13 protein-coding genes are annotated in these 15,868 nt (G+C 64.8%); 8 read left to right on the top strand and 5 right to left on the bottom strand.

Annotated features, from left to right (window positions below; all coding sequences use genetic code 11):
* Positions 1-160 precede the first annotated feature (160 nt).
* Together ACB033_RS12435 and viaA are read left to right on the top strand one after the other, a co-directional pair.
* On the top strand, positions 161-1,768 hold the full coding sequence (locus ACB033_RS12435; protein WP_162519908.1) for an ATPase RavA domain-containing protein: 1,608 nt from the start codon (positions 161-163) through the stop codon (positions 1,766-1,768).
* A 52-nt stretch (positions 1,769-1,820) separates the two neighbouring features.
* Positions 1,821-3,275, top strand: coding sequence for an ATPase RavA stimulator ViaA (gene viaA / locus ACB033_RS12430; protein WP_025202217.1), 1,455 nt, complete (start codon positions 1,821-1,823; stop codon positions 3,273-3,275).
* On the opposite strand, the gene ACB033_RS12425 is transcribed toward viaA, so the two are convergent.
* Positions 3,222-4,145: a DMT family transporter gene (locus ACB033_RS12425; RefSeq protein ID WP_139725733.1), complete on the bottom strand. Its 924-nt coding sequence runs from the start codon at positions 4,143-4,145 to the stop codon at positions 3,222-3,224. The genes viaA and ACB033_RS12425 overlap by 54 nt on opposite strands.
* 137 nt (positions 4,146-4,282) lie before the next feature.
* Between ACB033_RS12425 and ACB033_RS12420 the strand changes: the two genes are divergently transcribed.
* A complete protein-coding gene (locus tag ACB033_RS12420; RefSeq protein WP_139725732.1) occupies positions 4,283-4,735 on the top strand; it encodes an Lrp/AsnC family transcriptional regulator in 453 nt (150 codons plus the stop codon).
* Positions 4,736-4,741: 6 nt separating this feature from the next.
* Here the strand turns inward: ACB033_RS12420 and ACB033_RS12415 are convergent, their stop codons facing one another.
* Positions 4,742-5,743, bottom strand: a complete 1,002-nt coding sequence (locus tag ACB033_RS12415; RefSeq protein ID WP_139725816.1) for a sensor domain-containing diguanylate cyclase — start codon at positions 5,741-5,743, stop codon at positions 4,742-4,744.
* Positions 5,744-5,966: 223 nt separating this feature from the next.
* Between ACB033_RS12415 and ACB033_RS12410 the strand changes: the two genes are divergently transcribed.
* The 3 genes from ACB033_RS12410 (at position 5,967) to ACB033_RS12400 (ending at position 10,165) form a co-directional block, all read left to right on the top strand.
* Positions 5,967-7,829, top strand: coding sequence for a diguanylate cyclase (locus tag ACB033_RS12410; RefSeq protein WP_019839902.1), 1,863 nt, complete (start codon positions 5,967-5,969; stop codon positions 7,827-7,829).
* Between the two features lie 240 nt (positions 7,830-8,069).
* Positions 8,070-9,659, top strand: coding sequence for a peptide chain release factor 3 (prfC, locus tag ACB033_RS12405; protein ID WP_085947086.1), 1,590 nt, complete (start codon positions 8,070-8,072; stop codon positions 9,657-9,659).
* A gap of 167 nt (positions 9,660-9,826) precedes the next feature.
* A complete protein-coding gene (locus tag ACB033_RS12400) occupies positions 9,827-10,165 on the top strand; it encodes a nuclear transport factor 2 family protein (RefSeq protein ID WP_371140539.1) in 339 nt (112 codons plus the stop codon).
* Between the two features lie 175 nt (positions 10,166-10,340).
* On the opposite strand, the gene ACB033_RS12395 is transcribed toward ACB033_RS12400, so the two are convergent.
* Positions 10,341-11,279: a GNAT family N-acetyltransferase gene (locus tag ACB033_RS12395; RefSeq protein ID WP_371140538.1), complete on the bottom strand. Its 939-nt coding sequence runs from the start codon at positions 11,277-11,279 to the stop codon at positions 10,341-10,343.
* A gap of 204 nt (positions 11,280-11,483) precedes the next feature.
* Complete coding sequence (locus tag ACB033_RS12390; RefSeq protein WP_016349467.1) at positions 11,484-12,521, bottom strand: alkene reductase; 1,038 nt, start codon at positions 12,519-12,521, stop codon at positions 11,484-11,486.
* Between the two features lie 188 nt (positions 12,522-12,709).
* On the opposite strand from ACB033_RS12390, the gene ACB033_RS12385 reads away from it, so the two are divergent.
* A complete protein-coding gene (locus ACB033_RS12385; RefSeq protein ID WP_371140537.1) occupies positions 12,710-13,276 on the top strand; it encodes a TetR/AcrR family transcriptional regulator in 567 nt (188 codons plus the stop codon).
* A gap of 149 nt (positions 13,277-13,425) precedes the next feature.
* Here ACB033_RS12385 and ACB033_RS12380 read toward each other — a convergent pair whose 3' ends face one another.
* Positions 13,426-14,379 (bottom strand): LysR family transcriptional regulator, encoded by a 954-nt coding sequence (locus ACB033_RS12380; RefSeq protein WP_371140559.1) that lies wholly within the window; start codon positions 14,377-14,379, stop codon positions 13,426-13,428.
* A 153-nt stretch (positions 14,380-14,532) separates the two neighbouring features.
* On the opposite strand from ACB033_RS12380, the gene aguA reads away from it, so the two are divergent.
* Positions 14,533-15,630, top strand: a complete 1,098-nt coding sequence (gene aguA, locus ACB033_RS12375) for an agmatine deiminase (protein WP_371140536.1) — start codon at positions 14,533-14,535, stop codon at positions 15,628-15,630.
* Positions 15,631-15,868: the final 238 nt, after the last annotated feature.

Raw genomic sequence — 15,868 nt, 5'->3', positions numbered from 1 at the left:
TTTGCGGTATGTTTTAGCCAGGAGAGGCGCTCCGGCGCCCGGCAACCGGCCGGTGCGAGCCTGAGGCGATCTCCCGACAATACAACAAGCAGGACAGGGAACCTTCGATCGCGTCGCGGGTGTGCCGGTTCCAGACAACCCCAGTATCGGAAGTGCGCCTATGCCACCTTTAGCATCACAGAATCTTCGTCTCGCCCCCATTCACGAACGGCTGCCACGCCTGCTGTCGGCCCTCGGCGAGGGGCTTTACGAGCGCCAGGATGCCCTGCGGCTTGGTCTGCTGGCGGCCTTGTCCGGCGAGAGCGTGTTTCTGCTGGGCCCGCCCGGCATCGCCAAGAGCCTGATTGCGCGGCGCCTCAAGCTGGCCTTTCATGAAGCGCGCCACTTCGAGTACCTGATGACCCGTTTCAGCACGCCGGAGGAGGTGTTCGGCCCCCTCTCCATCCAGGCGCTGAAGGAGGACGGCAAGTACCTGCGGCTCACTGCCGGCTACCTGCCGGAGGCCGAGGTGGTGTTCCTCGACGAGATCTGGAAGGCGGGCCCCGCCATCCTCAACACGTTGCTCACCGCCATCAACGAGCGGCAGTTTCGCAACGGCGACAGCCAGCACCCCATCCCCATGCGGCTGCTGGTGACCGCCTCCAACGAGCTGCCGGCCCCCGACAGCGGGCTGGAAGCGCTCTACGACCGCATGCTGGTGCGGATCTGGATGGACCGGGTGCAGGAGAAGGCCAACTTCCAGGCCATGCTGGCCAGCGACGGCCAGTCCCACCAGAATCTGCCGCCCTCGGTGCAGATCCACGGCGACGAGTATCTGGAGTGGCAGGAACAGATCGACCGGGTCCGGCTGCCGGACGACTGCTTCGAGCTCATCTATCAGCTGCGCCAGCAGCTCGACAGCCAGCTGGCCCACAGCTGCTACGTGTCGGATCGGCGCTGGAAGAAGGCTGTGCGGCTCATCAAGGCGAGCGCGTTTTTCAACGGCCGTGACGAGGTGGCCCCGCTCGATCTGCTGCTGTTCAAGGATTGCCTCTGGCATGACGAGGCCTCGCGCACCGCCCTGCTGGAGATGATGACCGAGTTCTCCCGCCTCTACGGCTATCAGCAGCTGACCATGACCCGTCAGCTGATGGGGCTGCGGGACAAGTTCAAGCAGCTCAAACAGAGCGTGGCCCAGCGCCTGTGCTGCAAGGCCAGAAAGCGCCAGCAGTGGTTCGGGCGCCGCGCCCGCGGCATCCAGATCCCGCTGGCCAACGCCCGCCCGTTCGGCAAGCTGGTGCACTTCCACCTGCTCACCCAGGCGGCGCTGGATGGCGACGATCCGGAGCGGCTGGTGGAGACGCTGGTGTTCGACCGGACCCTGCTCTCCCACTGGCATCCCACCGGCGAGTCGCTGGTGGGCTGGCCGCTTGGCAACCCCAAGGAGGGTCACTACGAGCTGGTGCTGGACGACGAGCTGCGGCTGCACGTGCTGGATCTGCAGCGCCAGCAGATCCCGCTGGTGCTGGTGGAGCGCACCCCCATTCCCGAGGTGGTGATCACCCCCTGGCAGGCGGCCCTGACCGAGCTGCTGGCGGAGGCCGGCGTGCTGGCGCAGGAGCTCAAGCGCCAGCGCAACCTGTTCGAGCGCCATCAGCAGCACCTCTTCATCGGTCGTCACTGGTTGCAGCAGGTGGAGGACAGCTTCTTCGTGCTGAACCGGGATCTGGATCAGCTGCGCACCGACATCAGCCAGTGGCACGACCGGCTGCCGCAGCTGGACGCCTGAACCATGGCGAGCGCGAAAGGGACTGTGGTGAGCCTGGTCGGCGGAGGTCGCCATGCTTGAGATCGGCATGATGGATCTGGGGCTGCTCATGGGCGAGGGGGAGCTGGCGGGCGAAATGGCGCTCTTGCTGGCCTCCACCCCCAAGATCTCCGAGTTCATCAAACGCTCCCCGCTGCAGGGCAAACTGCTGCAAAAGCGCATCCGCCGCTGGAGCGATCAGCTGGGGGAGGAGATGCGCCACAAGCCGGTGCCGGTGGCGCTGGAGCAGGAGTATCGCCTCTATCAGGCCCACAAGGGGTTGCCGCTGGCCGAGCTGATGGGGCGCCTGCCGGCCCTGCTGGACGGGCTTGAGCAGTACAGCCCTTTCGCCGGCGAGGCGCGCAGCCTGGTGCGCCAGCTGATGGCTCACCCCACCGACAGCCAGCGCCAGCTGTTGATCGAGAAGTGGCGCACCAGCCTGGTGGGCAGCCTGCTGCAGCTGCAGCAGCAGATCGCCGAGGCGGAGCGGGAGAAGCAGCGCCAGGAGATCGAAGATCAGCTGCTGGCGAGCCGTACCCTGGCCGATGCGCTCGATCCCAACCAGATCTCCGCCGGCGGGCTCTGGGATCTGGCGCAGGGCAGCTGGCACAAGCGCAGCCTGGTGCTGGTCAAGCAGTACGCCCGCATGCTGCAGCGCGAGCCGCTGCTGGCGGAGATCGCCAACCTGCTGGGACGCAGCGAGCAGGACAACCGGGCCAACGACTCGCCGGTGCCGCCGGTGCAGGTGCACGAGCTGGAAGAGGTGCAGACCGACGACGTGCCGGACGATCTGGTGGGCATCCACCCCGCCAGCGACCTGATGCGGCTCTTGCCGAGCGAGGCGGTGATGCTGGCGCTGCCGGAGCTGGAGCTAGAGTTCTACCGCCGCTATCTGGAGCGGCGCCTGCTCAGCTACCAGTCGCGCGGCACCCTGCCGCGCCAGCGCATCATGCTGCGCACCCCTGAGCTTGGCGGGCGGCAGCTGCAGCAGCGGGGGCCCTTCATCGTCTGCATCGACACCTCGGGCTCCATGGGGGGCTACCCGGAGGAGTGCGCCAAGGCGCTGTTTCTGGCGCTGCTCAAGGTGGCGATGGACGAGAAGCGGGGCTGCTACCTGATGCTCTTCTCCACCGAGGTGGCGACCCTGGAGATCACCGCCGACACAGGGCTCGACAAGGCGGAGCGCTTCCTCTCCATGAGTTTTCACGGCGGCACCGATCTGGTGCCCTGCCTCGAGAAGGCCCTGATCAAGCTGGATGACCCCGCCTTTGCCAGAGCGGACGTACTGGTGGTCTCCGACTTTATCGCCCAGAGCCTGCCTCACAGCCTACTGGATCGGATGAACCGCCAGCGCAAGCAGCAGACCCGCTTCCACGCGGTGGCCATGTCCCGCCACGCCAAACCGGCGCTGCTGCGGGTGTTCGACAACAGCTGGCTACTCGACTGCGGCCTGCGCGGTCGCCTGTTGCGCCGCTGGCAGCGCAGCTGAAACCCGCCGTGCCGGCAGACTGGCCAGCACCACCCCGACACACAAGAGGCCAAGCGCCAGCCACACCGGCGGCGTGACGCTCTCCCCCAGCAGCCACCATGCCAGCATGGCCGCCATCACGGGCGTGAGCGAGCCCAGCGCCGAGCTGACCTCGGCGCCCAGGGTGCGGATGGCGTGGGCGTAACAGAGTGCCGCCAGCAAGCCGGCGCCTATCCCTTGCAGCAGACCCTGCCAGAGCCAGACGCTGGCATGGCTCACGGCGGGCAAGGGGCTCCACAGGAGCGTCGGCAGCAGCAACAGGGCCGACGGCACCGCCACCAGCGCGGCCGCATCCAGCGCCGCCAGTCCGCTGCGTCTGACCGCCAGGGTAAACAGGGCCCACAGCAGGGCCGCCCCCAGAAAGCAGAGCTGCCCCTGCCATAATCCCGGTTCTCCGCTCAGCAACAGGATGGCGGTGGCCAGGGCGATGAGGGAGAGCCCCCAGCGCCGCTGCAGGGGGCAGGGGGCGCGCCACAGCAGCAGGCCCAGCAGGCTGACCATGAGGGGCACAGTGCCCGGGATCAGGGCGCTGCCCTGGGCCACCGGGGCCAGCTGCATGCCGATGGCGCCGAGCCAGAAGAAGGGCAGGCCGGCTCCCGCCAGCATGGCCAGCTGCCAGCGCAGGGGCGTGCGGCGCAGACGGATGCGGTGACGCCAGTAATAGGGGAGCAGCAGCAGGGCCGGGATGCCAAAGCGCAGCAGCGCCAGCGCCTGTGGCGGGAGTTTCTCCTCGGCGCCCAGACGCAGTGAGAGAAAGAAACCGGACCAGAGCAGCACGGTGGCGAGGGCGGCGGCCCAGCCGCTGCAACGGGGTGATGGTGTGAATGACATCGGGCTCCCTCCATGGCGTGTCCCGGCTCATTATCCCGCCAGGGGGGAGGGTGTTGCAGGGCAAACTGTTTGAGATATTCGGGGGCAATTGCTAGTTTCAGCCAATCCAAAAGGGATTTTTACCGGATATCACCAAGATGCTCGACAGGATTGATTTACATCTGCTGCGCTTGCTGCAACAGGATGGACGCCTCACGACCGTGGAGCTGGCGGAGCTGGTCGGCTTGTCCGCCTCCCCCTGTGCCCGGCGCCTGAAGCGGCTGGAGGGGGAGGGCCATATACGGGGGTATCGCGCCGTGCTGGCGCGGGAGAAGCTCGGGCTGGGCATCACCATCTTCGTCAACGTGCGGCTCAGTCAGCACAGGGAGCCGCTGGTGGAGGCCTTCGAGCAGGCGGTGGCGGCCATGGCGGAGGTGATCAGCTGTCACACCGTCTCCGGCAACTACGACTACCTGCTGGAGGTGGTGGTGCCCGACCTGCCCGCCTATGAGCAGTGGATCCGGCGGCTGCAGTCTCAGGACATGGTCAACGACATCAGCAGCCACTTCGCCATTCGGGCGGTCAAGGTGATGGGGCCGCTGCCCATCTGACCCTGTTCAGGGGCGGGGCTGGTGGCCGAGCCCGCGCTCGTTGACCTGCTCCTGATCCAGCAGTGGCTGGCCACTCGGCCGGGCGACATGAAAGCCCCGCTTGCCGCCGCGCTTGACCCGATACATGGCCTGATCGGCCCGGGCCAGTGCCGTGCTGAAATCATCCTGCGGCCGGATTGCCGCAATCCCCATGCTCAAGCCCACCGAGGCGTCGCCGTTGGGCAGCTCGAACGGGGTGGCGATGGCGTCGATGCACTGGCTGGCCAGCTGGCTGGTGCGGGGATCGTCGCTGGCCCAGGGCAGCAGCACGAATTCGTCGCCGCCGAGCCGGCCTATCTTCACCCCCTCTTCGCAGCAGTCGCGCAGCCGACGGGTGAGGGCGATCAGCAGCTCGTCGCCGGCGCGGTGGCCCAGGTTGTCGTTGACCTGCTTGAAGTCGTCCAGATCGATGAAGCAGATGGCTTTGAAACCCTGGTTGAACTTGCGTTGCAGGGCGGTGCGGTTGGCAAGGCCGGTGAGAGGATCCCGGTGGGCGAGCCGGGCCAGCTGCTGTTCATACTCCTTCTCGTGGGTGATGTCGATGTGGGTGCCCATCACCCGAACGGGGTTGCCCTGTGCGTCCCGCTCCACCACCCGGCCCCGGTCCAGCACCCAGGTGGTCTTGCCGTCCTTGGCGATCATCCGGTGCATCACCTGATAAAACGGGCTCTTGCCGCTCAGGTGATCGAAGAAGGCCTGCAGCACCCGCTCCCTGTCTTCCGGATGCAGATGCTCGCGCCAGACATCGAAGTGGGCCGACAGCTCCTTGGGCTGATAGCCGAGCATGGAACCCCAGCGCCGGTTGAAGATGATGAGCTTGCCGGTGGGCACGTGTTTCTGCCAGATGCACAGGCCGGTGCCGTCCATGGCGGCTTCCAGCTTCTCCCGCGCATCGTCGGCGACCCGCCTGAGCCGTTCGTTCTCCTGCAGCAGCTTGTCGTAGGCCGCCTGCAGCTCCTGATATGTCATCAACCTGCGCTTCCCTGTGTTGGATGGCGCCTATAGTCGATGCTGATTTTCCATCTGTAAAGGGGCGCGTTCGGTCAGCGTGAGAGCCTGCCGGATCTGGCCTATCTCCTCTCTTTTTCCATGGTTGCTGTGTGTTGCTGCAAGGCGAGATATGATGGGGGGAGTGAGCATATTCGTGTACTAGCACCACCTGAGGGGAAACCGAACCGGCATGAAACGCATCATGACCCTGATCCTGTTGACGGGATTGTGTACGCCCCTCGCCTGGGCGGCCCGGGCGCCGCTGACCGAGCCCCAGCTCTCCCGCGAGTTGCAGCTGCTGGAGGAGGGGTTCCAGCCCGATCGCATGTTCCGGCTGCGCATCGCCGCCCTGGTGGCGAGCAAGGAGGCCTATCCCCCCGACGTGCAGGGGCGCATCGTGCGGCTGCAGTGCTGGGCCATGCCTTCCGAGTGGGACGACGAGTACCGTGCCGTGGTGAACTTTGCCGACCAGGAACTGGCCGGTGCCCGGGCCCGCAAGGACAGGATCACCGAGACAGGTCTGCTGGCCTGCCGCGCCTTTCATCAGCAGATGCTCGGCAACATGGAGCAGGCCAAGGAGGACTACCAGCAGGCGCTGGTGCTGGCCCGCCGGCTCGGTGATCGGGTGCAGGAGGCGGACATCCTCAGCTTGCGCGGCGACATGTACGCCTATCAGGGTGAGCTGGCGGAGGGGCTGATGGAGCTCATCGAGGCGCACAAGCGCTTCGAGTCGCTGGGGCTGGATGGCAAGGCGCGGGAGGTGCTGGCCCAGATCGCCAACGCCTATCGGCGGATGGGGCTCTATGAGCGGGCCGAGGGGTATTTCGAAGAGCTGGCTCATGACTACAGCGCCCTGCGCGCTCAGGAGCCGCTGGTGAGGATCCGCTCCCAGCAGGGGCTGCTCTACTCCGAGATGGGGGAGTATGACCGGGCGCTGCCGCTGATGAAGATGGCCGAGCAGTTCTATCGTTCTCAGCAGAAAGAGGGGCTGCTGGCCTGGGTCCGGATCGAGATCGCCACCATACTGCTCAATCAGGGCAAGGTGACCGAGGCGGTGAGCAAGTTACGCCAGGCTGACGCCATTTTGCAGGGGCGCGAGACCTCTGACAGCGTCACCCTGGGTCACTGGCAACTGGTGATGGGGATGGCGGAGGCGGCGCAGGGCAACCCGACCAAGGCGCTCTACTACCTGGCCCACGCCGAACCCATCTTCGTCAAGGAGAAGAACCAGCGCTTCCTGGCGCGGGTCTACGAGGTGCGGGCGCGGATCCTGGAGCAGCAGGGGCAGATCAGCGCCGCCCTCAGCAACCTCAAGCTGTTTGTCGAGACCAAGCACTCGCTGGAACGGGTGCTCAGGGAGCAGCGCTCGTTGCAGATGCGCTTCGAGTTCGACCTGGCCCGCAAGGAGCTGGAGAACCAGGCCCTCAAGACCAAGCAGCTGCTGCAGGAGGCCAAGCTCAAGCAGCTGCAGGAGCGGCGCCACTGGCAGTACGTGGTGGTGGCCCTGCTGTTGCTGGTGATGGGCATGCTGGCGCTGCACCAGTTCAATCGCTCCCGCCAGATGCGCCGGCTCGCCATGACCGACGATCTGACCGGGCTGCACAACCGCCGCCAGATCCAGAACAAGGGCCAGCACTGGTTCAGACAGGCGCGCGAGCAGGGCAAGCCCTTCTCGGTGCTGCTGCTGGACATCGATCACTTCAAGCTGGTCAATGACCAGCTGGGCCACCACGTGGGGGATCTGGTGCTGGCCGCCGTGGCCAAGTGCATCGCCGCCCAGCTGCGTTCGCTGGACAGAGTGGGGCGCAACGGCGGCGAAGAGTTTCTGGTGCTGCTGCCCGACACCTGTCTGGACGAAGCGATGGAGGTAGCGGAGCGGATCCGTCATCGCGTCTCCCAGCTGCGTATCGAGGGGATGCCGGAGGGGCGTTTTGTCAACGTCAGCATCGGTTGTGCCCAGCAAGGCCCTCTCGACGAGAGCCTGGGGGGGCTGGTGCAGCGGGCCGACGAGGCCATGTACCGGGCCAAGCAGGCCGGCCGCAACCAGGTGATGCGGGCCGAATAGGGTGCCCCACCCTGCAAAGCCGGGCTGGGTATTTTTCACTCGCGCGGGTATAATGTCGCGCAATTTTGCTTTGGCTCAGGTGAGAAGACCCATGTAACGCAACCCTCTCCCTCTCTCCACCGGCGGGTCTGATGCCCGCCCGAGTGGCCCGTTGCGTATCCATGCCGGACCGTGAGTCAATGCGGCACTCCGGAATTATCCCACGGTGGCCAAGGCCGCCGCCCAATAGAAGAACATTGAATTATGTCAGCTGAATTTCTGAGTGAAGTCTCCAAGAGACGCACTTTTGCGATCATCTCGCACCCGGATGCGGGTAAAACCACCATCACCGAAAAGGTACTGCTGTTCGGACAGGCCATTCAGCGCGCCGGTACCGTCAAGGGCCGTGGCTCGGGCCAGCACGCCAAATCCGACTGGATGGAGATGGAGAAGCAGCGCGGTATCTCCATCACCACTTCCGTGATGCAGTTTCCCTACGCCGACTGCCTGGTCAACCTGCTCGATACCCCGGGTCACGAGGACTTCTCCGAAGATACCTACCGTACCCTGACGGCGGTCGACTGCTGCCTGATGGTCATCGATGCCGCCAAGGGTGTTGAAGACCGGACCCGCAAGCTGATGGAAGTAACCCGGCTGCGCGACACCCCCATCCTCACCTTCATGAACAAGCTGGACCGCGAAGTACGCGATCCCATGGAGGTCATGGACGAGGTGGAGCGCGAGCTCAACATCATGTGCGCCCCCATCACCTGGCCCATCGGCTGCGGCAAATCCTTCAAGGGTGTCTATCACCTCTACAAGGACGAGACCTATCTGTATCAGAGCGGTCAGGGCCACACCATCCAGGAGAAGCGGGTGGTCAAGGGGCTGAACAACCCCGAACTGGACGCGGCCATCGGCGACGATCTGGCGGCCCAGCTGCGCGGTGAACTGGAGCTGGTGCAGGGCGCCTCCCCCGAGTTCGATCACGACGCCTTCATCGCCGGCGAGATGACCCCGGTCTTCTTCGGTACCGCACTCGGCAACTTCGGTGTCGACCACATGCTGGACGGTCTGACCGACTGGGCGCCGGCCCCCATGCCGCGCAAGGCCGAGAGCCGCGAAGTGGTGGCGACCGAGGAGAAGTTCTCCGGCTTCGTGTTCAAGATCCAGGCAAACATGGATCCGAAACACCGCGACCGTATCGCCTTTATGCGTATCGTATCAGGCACCTACAGCAAGGGCATGAAGATGCGCCACGTGCGCATCGGCAAGGACGTGAACATCTCCGACGCCGTGACCTTCATGGCCGGTGACCGTGAGCAGGCGGAAGACGCCTTCGCCGGTGACATCATCGGTCTGCACAACCACGGCACCATCCAGATCGGCGACACCTTTACTCAGGGTGAGGATCTCAAGTTCACCGGCATCCCGAACTTCGCGCCGGAACTGTTCCGCCGCATCCGCCTGCGCGACCCGCTCAAGCAGAAGCAGCTGCTCAAGGGGCTGGTGCAGCTCTCCGAAGAGGGGGCGGTGCAGGTGTTCCGTCCGCTCATCAGCAACGATCTCATCGTCGGTGCGGTCGGTGTGCTGCAGTTCGACGTGGTGGTCTCGCGCCTCAAGAGCGAGTACAACGTCGAGGCCATCTACGAGGCGGTCAACGTCGCCACCGCCCGCTGGGTGGAAGGGACCGACGTCAAGAAGTTCGAGGAGTTCAAGCGCAAGAACGAGGTCAACCTGGCGCTGGATGGCGGTGACAACCTCACCTACATCGCGCCGACCATGGTCAACCTGCGCCTGGCCCAGGAGCGTCACGCCGACGTCCAGTTCCGCCAGACCCGCGAGCACTGATCAGCGCTTGCCGACAGGCAGACAAGATAAAAAGAGACCCCGCTTCGGCGGGGTCTCTTTTTGCATGGCGAACAGGGCGCGGATAGGGGGAGCGCCGCCGTCACCCGTCGACAAGGGGAGCAATGCCCCCTATAAAGGAGGCTCACACATGATTCAGGGAGTGATGCATGTCCGTCGAACTGCCCGTCGAGGCACAATTTAACGCTTACAACGCCCACGATCTCGAGGCCTTCCTGGCCTGCTTCTCCGACGCGTTCAAGGGGTACCGGATGCCGACGGAGAGCCCGAGCACAGTGGGCAAGGAGGCGCTCAGAACCTTTTATGCCGAACATCGCTTCAACAACCCGGCCCTGCGGGCCGAGCTGCTGGCGCGCACCGTCATCGGCAACAAGGTGTTCGATCACGAGTTGATCTATGGCCTTTCCCCCGAGCCGCTGGAGAGCATGGCGGTGTTCGAGGTGGAGGCCGGCCTTATCAAGACGGCCTGGTTCTACTTTCCCACCTGACAGGCGCCCAGCGCCCCTGTCTGCCCTGGCCTGATCACAAACGCCGTTCATTGATACAGGATGACGTCAAGCCTCGCCCTTCATGCCATTTTGTGCCACCCGCCCCCCGGCTCTGAACGACAGGCAAACAAAAGGGCGGCACCAGAGCCGCCCCTGTTCATCCGGTCTTTATGCCTCACGCCACTGGCAGGGCCTTGTTGGCGGCGAGCGCCAGCACCATGCAGATCTCGCAGGCATCGTGGCCGGTGCTGCCGAGCGGGCCCGGCAGGTGCTCGAAGCCCAGAGATACGTAGAGTGCGGTGGCCTCGCGCAGCACGGCGGTGGTCTCCAGGTAGCAGCGCTGATAGCCGAGCGCGCGCGCCTCGTCCAGCGCCTGCAGCACCAGCCGTCGCCCCAGTCCCAGCCCGCGCAGGGAGGGCATGAAGTACATCTTCTGCAGCTCGCAGACTTGCCCCTCTTCCCCCGCCAGCGGCGCTATGCCGCCTCCGCCGAGAATGGCGCCGTCCGGTCCCTCGATCACCCAGTAGCGGCTCTGCGCGCCCTGATAGGTCTCATGCAGCCGATCCAGATTGGGGTCGGCCACCCCGTATCCCTTGTCGGCGGTGAGCCCGTATTCGGCGGAGACGGCGCGGATCACGGCGGCAATCTGGCCGTTGTCGGCCGCCCGGATCGGGCGAATGCGGTAGCCCTGCTGGCGGCGGGCACGGGAGAGGGCGCTGCGATAGAGGCGCAGGCCGGTCCACAGCTGCTCACGCTCGGCGAGGGTGAGCTGGGCCAGGGTCTCCTCCATGGCGCTGTCCATCTCCTGATGCAGATCCAGCAGCTGGGCCTGGCCGGCGATGGTGAGGCGCGCCTCCTTGCTGCGGCCATCGGACGGATGGGGGTGCCAGCTGATGAGCTCGCGCTCGGCCAGACGGGCCAGCGGGCGGCTGGCGTTGGACTTGTCGATGCGCAGCCGTTCGGCCAGTTGCTGGTTGGTGGCGGGGCCGCTCTCCAGCTCGATCAGCAGATGGGCTTCGAGCGGGCTGAGCGCCAGTTCGCCGCACTGCTGGGAGAGCATGCCGAGTTCGCGTACCAGATCGCGCGACAGGGCGCGCAGGGGGCGGGGATCCATATCAGGGTTTCCTATTTGGTTGTCATCAACAACCAATATAGCCAACTAGTTGTTACTAGCAACTTTTTTATTGCGCTGGCGAGGGTCGTGAAATGGCGGGCATAACGAGCGGACACAAAAAAGGGCCCGGGAGGGGGCCCAAACATTGGAAACCCGCGCGAGGGCGCGGATCCCATCCTTGGTCAGGCAAGGCGCCGGCGAGCGTTAGACCAGCTCGGCCAGCATGGTGTCGGCATAGGGCACCAGGGCGTCGCCCTGTTTCACTTTGGCGAGGTAGTCCGGGTTGGCGATGAGCGGGCGACCGATGGCGACGAGGTCGAAGCGGTCGGCCTTGATGGCCTCGGCTGCGGTCTCGGCGCTGTAGTTGCCCACCCCCACCAGATGACCGTCGTAGCGGGCGCGCAGGTAGTCGGAGGCGCGGCCGTCCAGGTAGTCGAAGGTGAGGCTGTCATCGAAGATGCCGAGGTGCACATAGGCCAGGTTGCGCTGGTTCAGCTCGGCCAGCAGGTGGTCGAACACGGCGCGATCCCGCGCATCCCCTTCGAGGTGCACATAGGCGCCGGGGGAGAGGCGCAGGCCCACCCGATCCCCGCCGATGCGGGCATTGATGGCATCCACCACCTCCAGCGCGAAGCGGCTCATATTTTCCGGGCTGCCACCGTAGTTGTCGGTGCGCAGGTTGCTGGCGTGGTGCAGGAACTGATCGATGAGGTAGCCGTTGGCACCGTGGATCTCCACCCCGTCAAAGCCCGCTTCGATGGCGTTGGCGGCGGCCTGGGCGTAATCCTCGACCAGCTGGGCGATTTCGCTCTCGGTCAGGGCGCGCGGCACCTGATAGACCAGCTCGCGCATGCGGGGCACAGTGCCCTCATGGGCGACGGCAGAGGGGGCCAGCACTTCGGCGTGGTGGAAGAAGGGGTGGGAGAGACGACCCACGTGCCACAGCTGGGCGAAGATCTTGCCGCCGTTGGCATGCACGGCGCTGGTCACTTTCTTCCAGCCGGCGATCTGCTCGGCGCTGTAGAGCCCCGGGGTATTGGGGTAGCCCTGTCCGTCCGGCCGGATGATGGTGGCTTCGGAGATGATGAGGCCGATGTCGGCGCGGCGCGCGTAATAGGCGGCCATCTGCTCGGTCGGCACCAGGCCCGGGCCTGCCATGCAGCGGGTGAGGGGAGCCATCATGAAACGGTTGGCCAGGGTGAGGGTGTCGTTGAGGCGATAGGGCTGAAACAGGGTATTCATGATCGTCTGTCCTGAGGGAGTGATTCTTGAACGTGCATTCAAGACGTTTTTTGTTTTGTGTGCAAGTCTTTTTTGAACGAGCATTCAACATGGGTTGGTGTTGCCGGCCCGCTGGGGTAAACTTGCCGCCCTCTTATTTCCCCTCGCCGGCCCCTGGTCGGTGAATCCGCTTTTTCAACGGAGAAACCATGCGCAGCGCCGAGTTCAACCGGGACGACGTCTTGCGAAATGCCATGGAGGCATTTCGGGCCAAGGGTTACGCCAAGACCACCATGCAGGAGCTGGTGGCGGCGACCGGGTTGCATCCGGGCAGCCTCTACGCGGCGTTTGGCAACAAGCGCGGCCTGCTGCTGGCGGCGGTCGATCACTATGTGCAGGAGAAGAGCGCCCTGCGGCGCAGTTTCTTCGCCGCCGCGAGCCCGCTGGCGGGGGTGCAGGCCTACCTCGAGCAGGTGGTGAACGACGCCCTCTGCGGCACCTGTCTGGTGACCCGCACCCTGATGGAGCTGGCGGAGCAGGATGAAGAGCTGCATCTGAAGCTCAAGGCCATCTATGGCGAGCTGGATGCGGATCTGGCCGCGGTGCTGAGCCTGGCCCTCGAGCGTGGCGAGCTGGCGGTCGGGCGCGACATCCCGACCCTGACTGCCTTTTTGCTCATCAACATCCAGGGCCTGGTCACCTTCGCCCAGTGCCGCCCCGACCCCGTCCTGTTGGGTGGCGTGGTCACCCAGCTGATGACGGCCCTGCGGGCATAATGCCTCGCCCATAAACAACCATGGCTCCCGCGGGAGCCATGGTTGTTTCTGGGTATGCCACACGCAGCCGGGTTGATTGCTCCCTTCTCCCGCTTATTTACAAAAGAATGGGAGAAGGGTTGGGGATGAGGGGGGCACACGTTGCCGGGTTACTCCGGATTCACCAACTCCTTCATCAGGTCTTTCAGCCAGATCAGGGCGGGTTGCTGCGCATGCACCGGATGCCAGACGCAGTTGAGGTGATAATCGGGCACATCTTCGGGCAGCGGCAGGCTTTTCAGCGGCCAGTGGTTGGCGAGCAGCTCGGCCACCATGCTGGGCAACACCAGCAGGTGATCGCTCTGGCTCACGATGGCGGCGGCGGACATATAGCTCTGGCTGTTGACCGAGATGGTGCGACTGAACCCCAGCGTCTTCAGATAGCGATCCAGACTCGCCTCCGAGGTGCCAAGGGGCGAGTGGAACACGTGGGGCATCTCGATCAGCTGCGCCAAGCTGATGCGCTCGCCCGGCAGCGCCGGGTCATCCCCACTCTCTGCGAGCGCCGGGGCGGCCATCGGCAGATCGGCGCGCACCAGCCCGGCCAGCGGCTCGGTGAGCCAGGTCTCCTTGCCCAGATACCCCGGCACCTGCATGTATTCGTCAAAGCCGAGCACCAGATCGATTTCGCCGCTCGCCAGCTCGGCTTCGGGCAGGGTGTCGCGCAGGATGCGGATCTCGATGGTGACTCCGGGCGCCAGCCGTTTGAGACGCTGGATAAGCGGCGGGATGAGCACGCACTCCACGTAATCCGTGGTGCAGAGCACGAAGCGGCGCTTCGACTGGCTCGGCTCGAACACCTCCTCGTCGCTGAGCTGCTGCTCCAGCAGCCGCAGCGCCTGCTGGACTCCCAGATGCAGCCGCTGGGCGCGAGGGGTCGGCAGCATCCCCTGCGGGGTGCGCACCAAGAGCGGATCGCCAAAGAAGGTGCGCAGACGATTGAGCGCATGGCTCATGGCGGGTTGGCTGATAAAGAGGGTTTCGGCGGCGCGGGTGACGCTGCCCTGCGCCATCAGGGCGTCAAAGGCGAGCAGCAGATTGAGGTCGAGCTGGTGCAGTTTCATCAAGATTATTTGCCAGGCTTATGGGACAATCCATCCTATTCATTTGATGGATGTGAGCGCAACTTCTTACACTGCGACCACTGTTATTTTTCCAGGATCCCCGCGCCGCGTTTTCACGCCTGCGGGGTCTCAATCCATGCAAGGAGCCTTGCGATGAGCATCAAGACCATGAACACCACGCCGGCCGCCGACGGCTTCACCATGCCCGCCGAGTGGGCACACCAGCAGGCCGTCTGGATGATCTGGCCGTTTCGCCCGGACAACTGGCGTGAGGCCGGTCGCTTCGCGCAAGCCACCTTCGCCAAGGTGGCGGATGCCATCGGGCAAGCCACCCCGGTCTTTATGGGGGTGCCGGCCCGGTTTATGGAGCAGGCCCGCGCCATCATGCCCAGCCATGTCACCCTGGTCGAGATGAACAGCGATGACTGCTGGGCCCGCGACAGCGGCCCCACCATCGTCACCAACGCAACCGGCGAGTGCCGTGGCGTGGATTGGGGCTTCAACGCCTGGGGCGGCCACAAGGGCGGTCTCTACTACCCCTGGGATCAAGATGAGCAAGTGGCGGCCCAGATGCTGGCACAGCACGGCATGGATCGTTACGACGCGCCGCTCATTCTGGAAGGGGGCTCCATCCACGTCGACGGCGAAGGCACCTGCCTGACCACCGCCGAGTGCCTGCTCAACGAAAACCGCAACCCGCACCTGAGCAAAGCGCAGATCGAAGCTCACCTGCGCGACTATCTGGGTGTGAAGAGCTTTATCTGGCTGGACGAAGGCGTCTACATGGACGAGACCGACGGCCACATCGACAACATGTGCTGCTTCGTGCGTCCGGGTGAAGTGGCCCTGCACTGGACCGACGACCAGAACGATCCCCAGTACGAGCGCTCCGTGGCCGCCCTCAAGGTGCTGGAAGCGGCGGTCGACGCCAAGGGTCGCAAGCTGAAAGTGTGGAAGCTGCCCCAGCCGGGCCCGCTCTACTGCACCCAGGAAGAGTCTGCCGGCGTCGAGAGCGGCACCGGTGTGCCGCGCGAGGCAGAAGGTCGTCTGGCCGGCTCCTACGTGAACTTCCTCATCACCAACGATCGCATCGTCTACCCGCTGCTGGATGCCGCCACCGACGGCGAAGCCCAGCGCATTCTGGAAGAGATCTTCCCGGAGCATAAGGTCGTCGGCGTACCGGCCCGCGAGATCCTGCTGGGCGGTGGCAATATTCACTGCATTACCCAGCAGATCCCGTCCGGCAAATAAGAACCGGATGACGATCCTGCTGCGAGGCCGTGATCAAGGCTCATGTGCTGCTCGCTTATGTGAAACCGAGGGTTCATGTATGTTTATACGCTCCGGTTCCTGCGCTGCTCTTCACCTTGCTGACGGCCTCTCGCGACGGGTCGTAAACCGGTTCCGGTGAGTATTCAAAACCCCACGCCGTGGGGTTTTCTCTCTTGATGACGTGATGGTCGCCGGCGCTGATGCGGCGATCATCATG

It is taken from the genome of Aeromonas sp. S15(2024) (genome assembly GCF_041402265.1).
Classification (GTDB): domain Bacteria; phylum Pseudomonadota; class Gammaproteobacteria; order Enterobacterales; family Aeromonadaceae; genus Aeromonas; species Aeromonas dhakensis.
Note: the sequence above shows the minus strand (reverse complement) of the source record. Positions and strands in the feature narration are given on the sequence as shown.

Bases quoted from the DNA above. Each gene is read 5' to 3' on its own strand.
- ACB033_RS12435 (WP_162519908.1), top strand. From the start codon at position 161: ATGCCACCTTTAGCATCACAGAATCTTCGTCTCGCCCCCATTCACGAA.
- viaA (WP_025202217.1), top strand. From the start codon at position 1,821: ATGCTTGAGATCGGCATGATGGATCTGGGGCTGCTCATGGGCGAGGGG.
- ACB033_RS12425 (WP_139725733.1), bottom strand. From the start codon at position 4,145: ATGTCATTCACACCATCACCCCGTTGCAGCGGCTGGGCCGCCGCCCTC.
- ACB033_RS12420 (WP_139725732.1), top strand. From the start codon at position 4,283: ATGCTCGACAGGATTGATTTACATCTGCTGCGCTTGCTGCAACAGGAT.
- ACB033_RS12415 (WP_139725816.1), bottom strand. From the start codon at position 5,743: ATGACATATCAGGAGCTGCAGGCGGCCTACGACAAGCTGCTGCAGGAG.
- ACB033_RS12410 (WP_019839902.1), top strand. From the start codon at position 5,967: ATGACCCTGATCCTGTTGACGGGATTGTGTACGCCCCTCGCCTGGGCG.
- ACB033_RS12400 (WP_371140539.1), top strand. From the start codon at position 9,827: ATGTCCGTCGAACTGCCCGTCGAGGCACAATTTAACGCTTACAACGCC.
- ACB033_RS12395 (WP_371140538.1), bottom strand. From the start codon at position 11,279: ATGGATCCCCGCCCCCTGCGCGCCCTGTCGCGCGATCTGGTACGCGAA.
- ACB033_RS12390 (WP_016349467.1), bottom strand. From the start codon at position 12,521: ATGAATACCCTGTTTCAGCCCTATCGCCTCAACGACACCCTCACCCTG.
- ACB033_RS12385 (WP_371140537.1), top strand. From the start codon at position 12,710: ATGCGCAGCGCCGAGTTCAACCGGGACGACGTCTTGCGAAATGCCATG.
- ACB033_RS12380 (WP_371140559.1), bottom strand. From the start codon at position 14,379: ATGAAACTGCACCAGCTCGACCTCAATCTGCTGCTCGCCTTTGACGCC.
- aguA (WP_371140536.1), top strand. From the start codon at position 14,533: ATGAGCATCAAGACCATGAACACCACGCCGGCCGCCGACGGCTTCACC.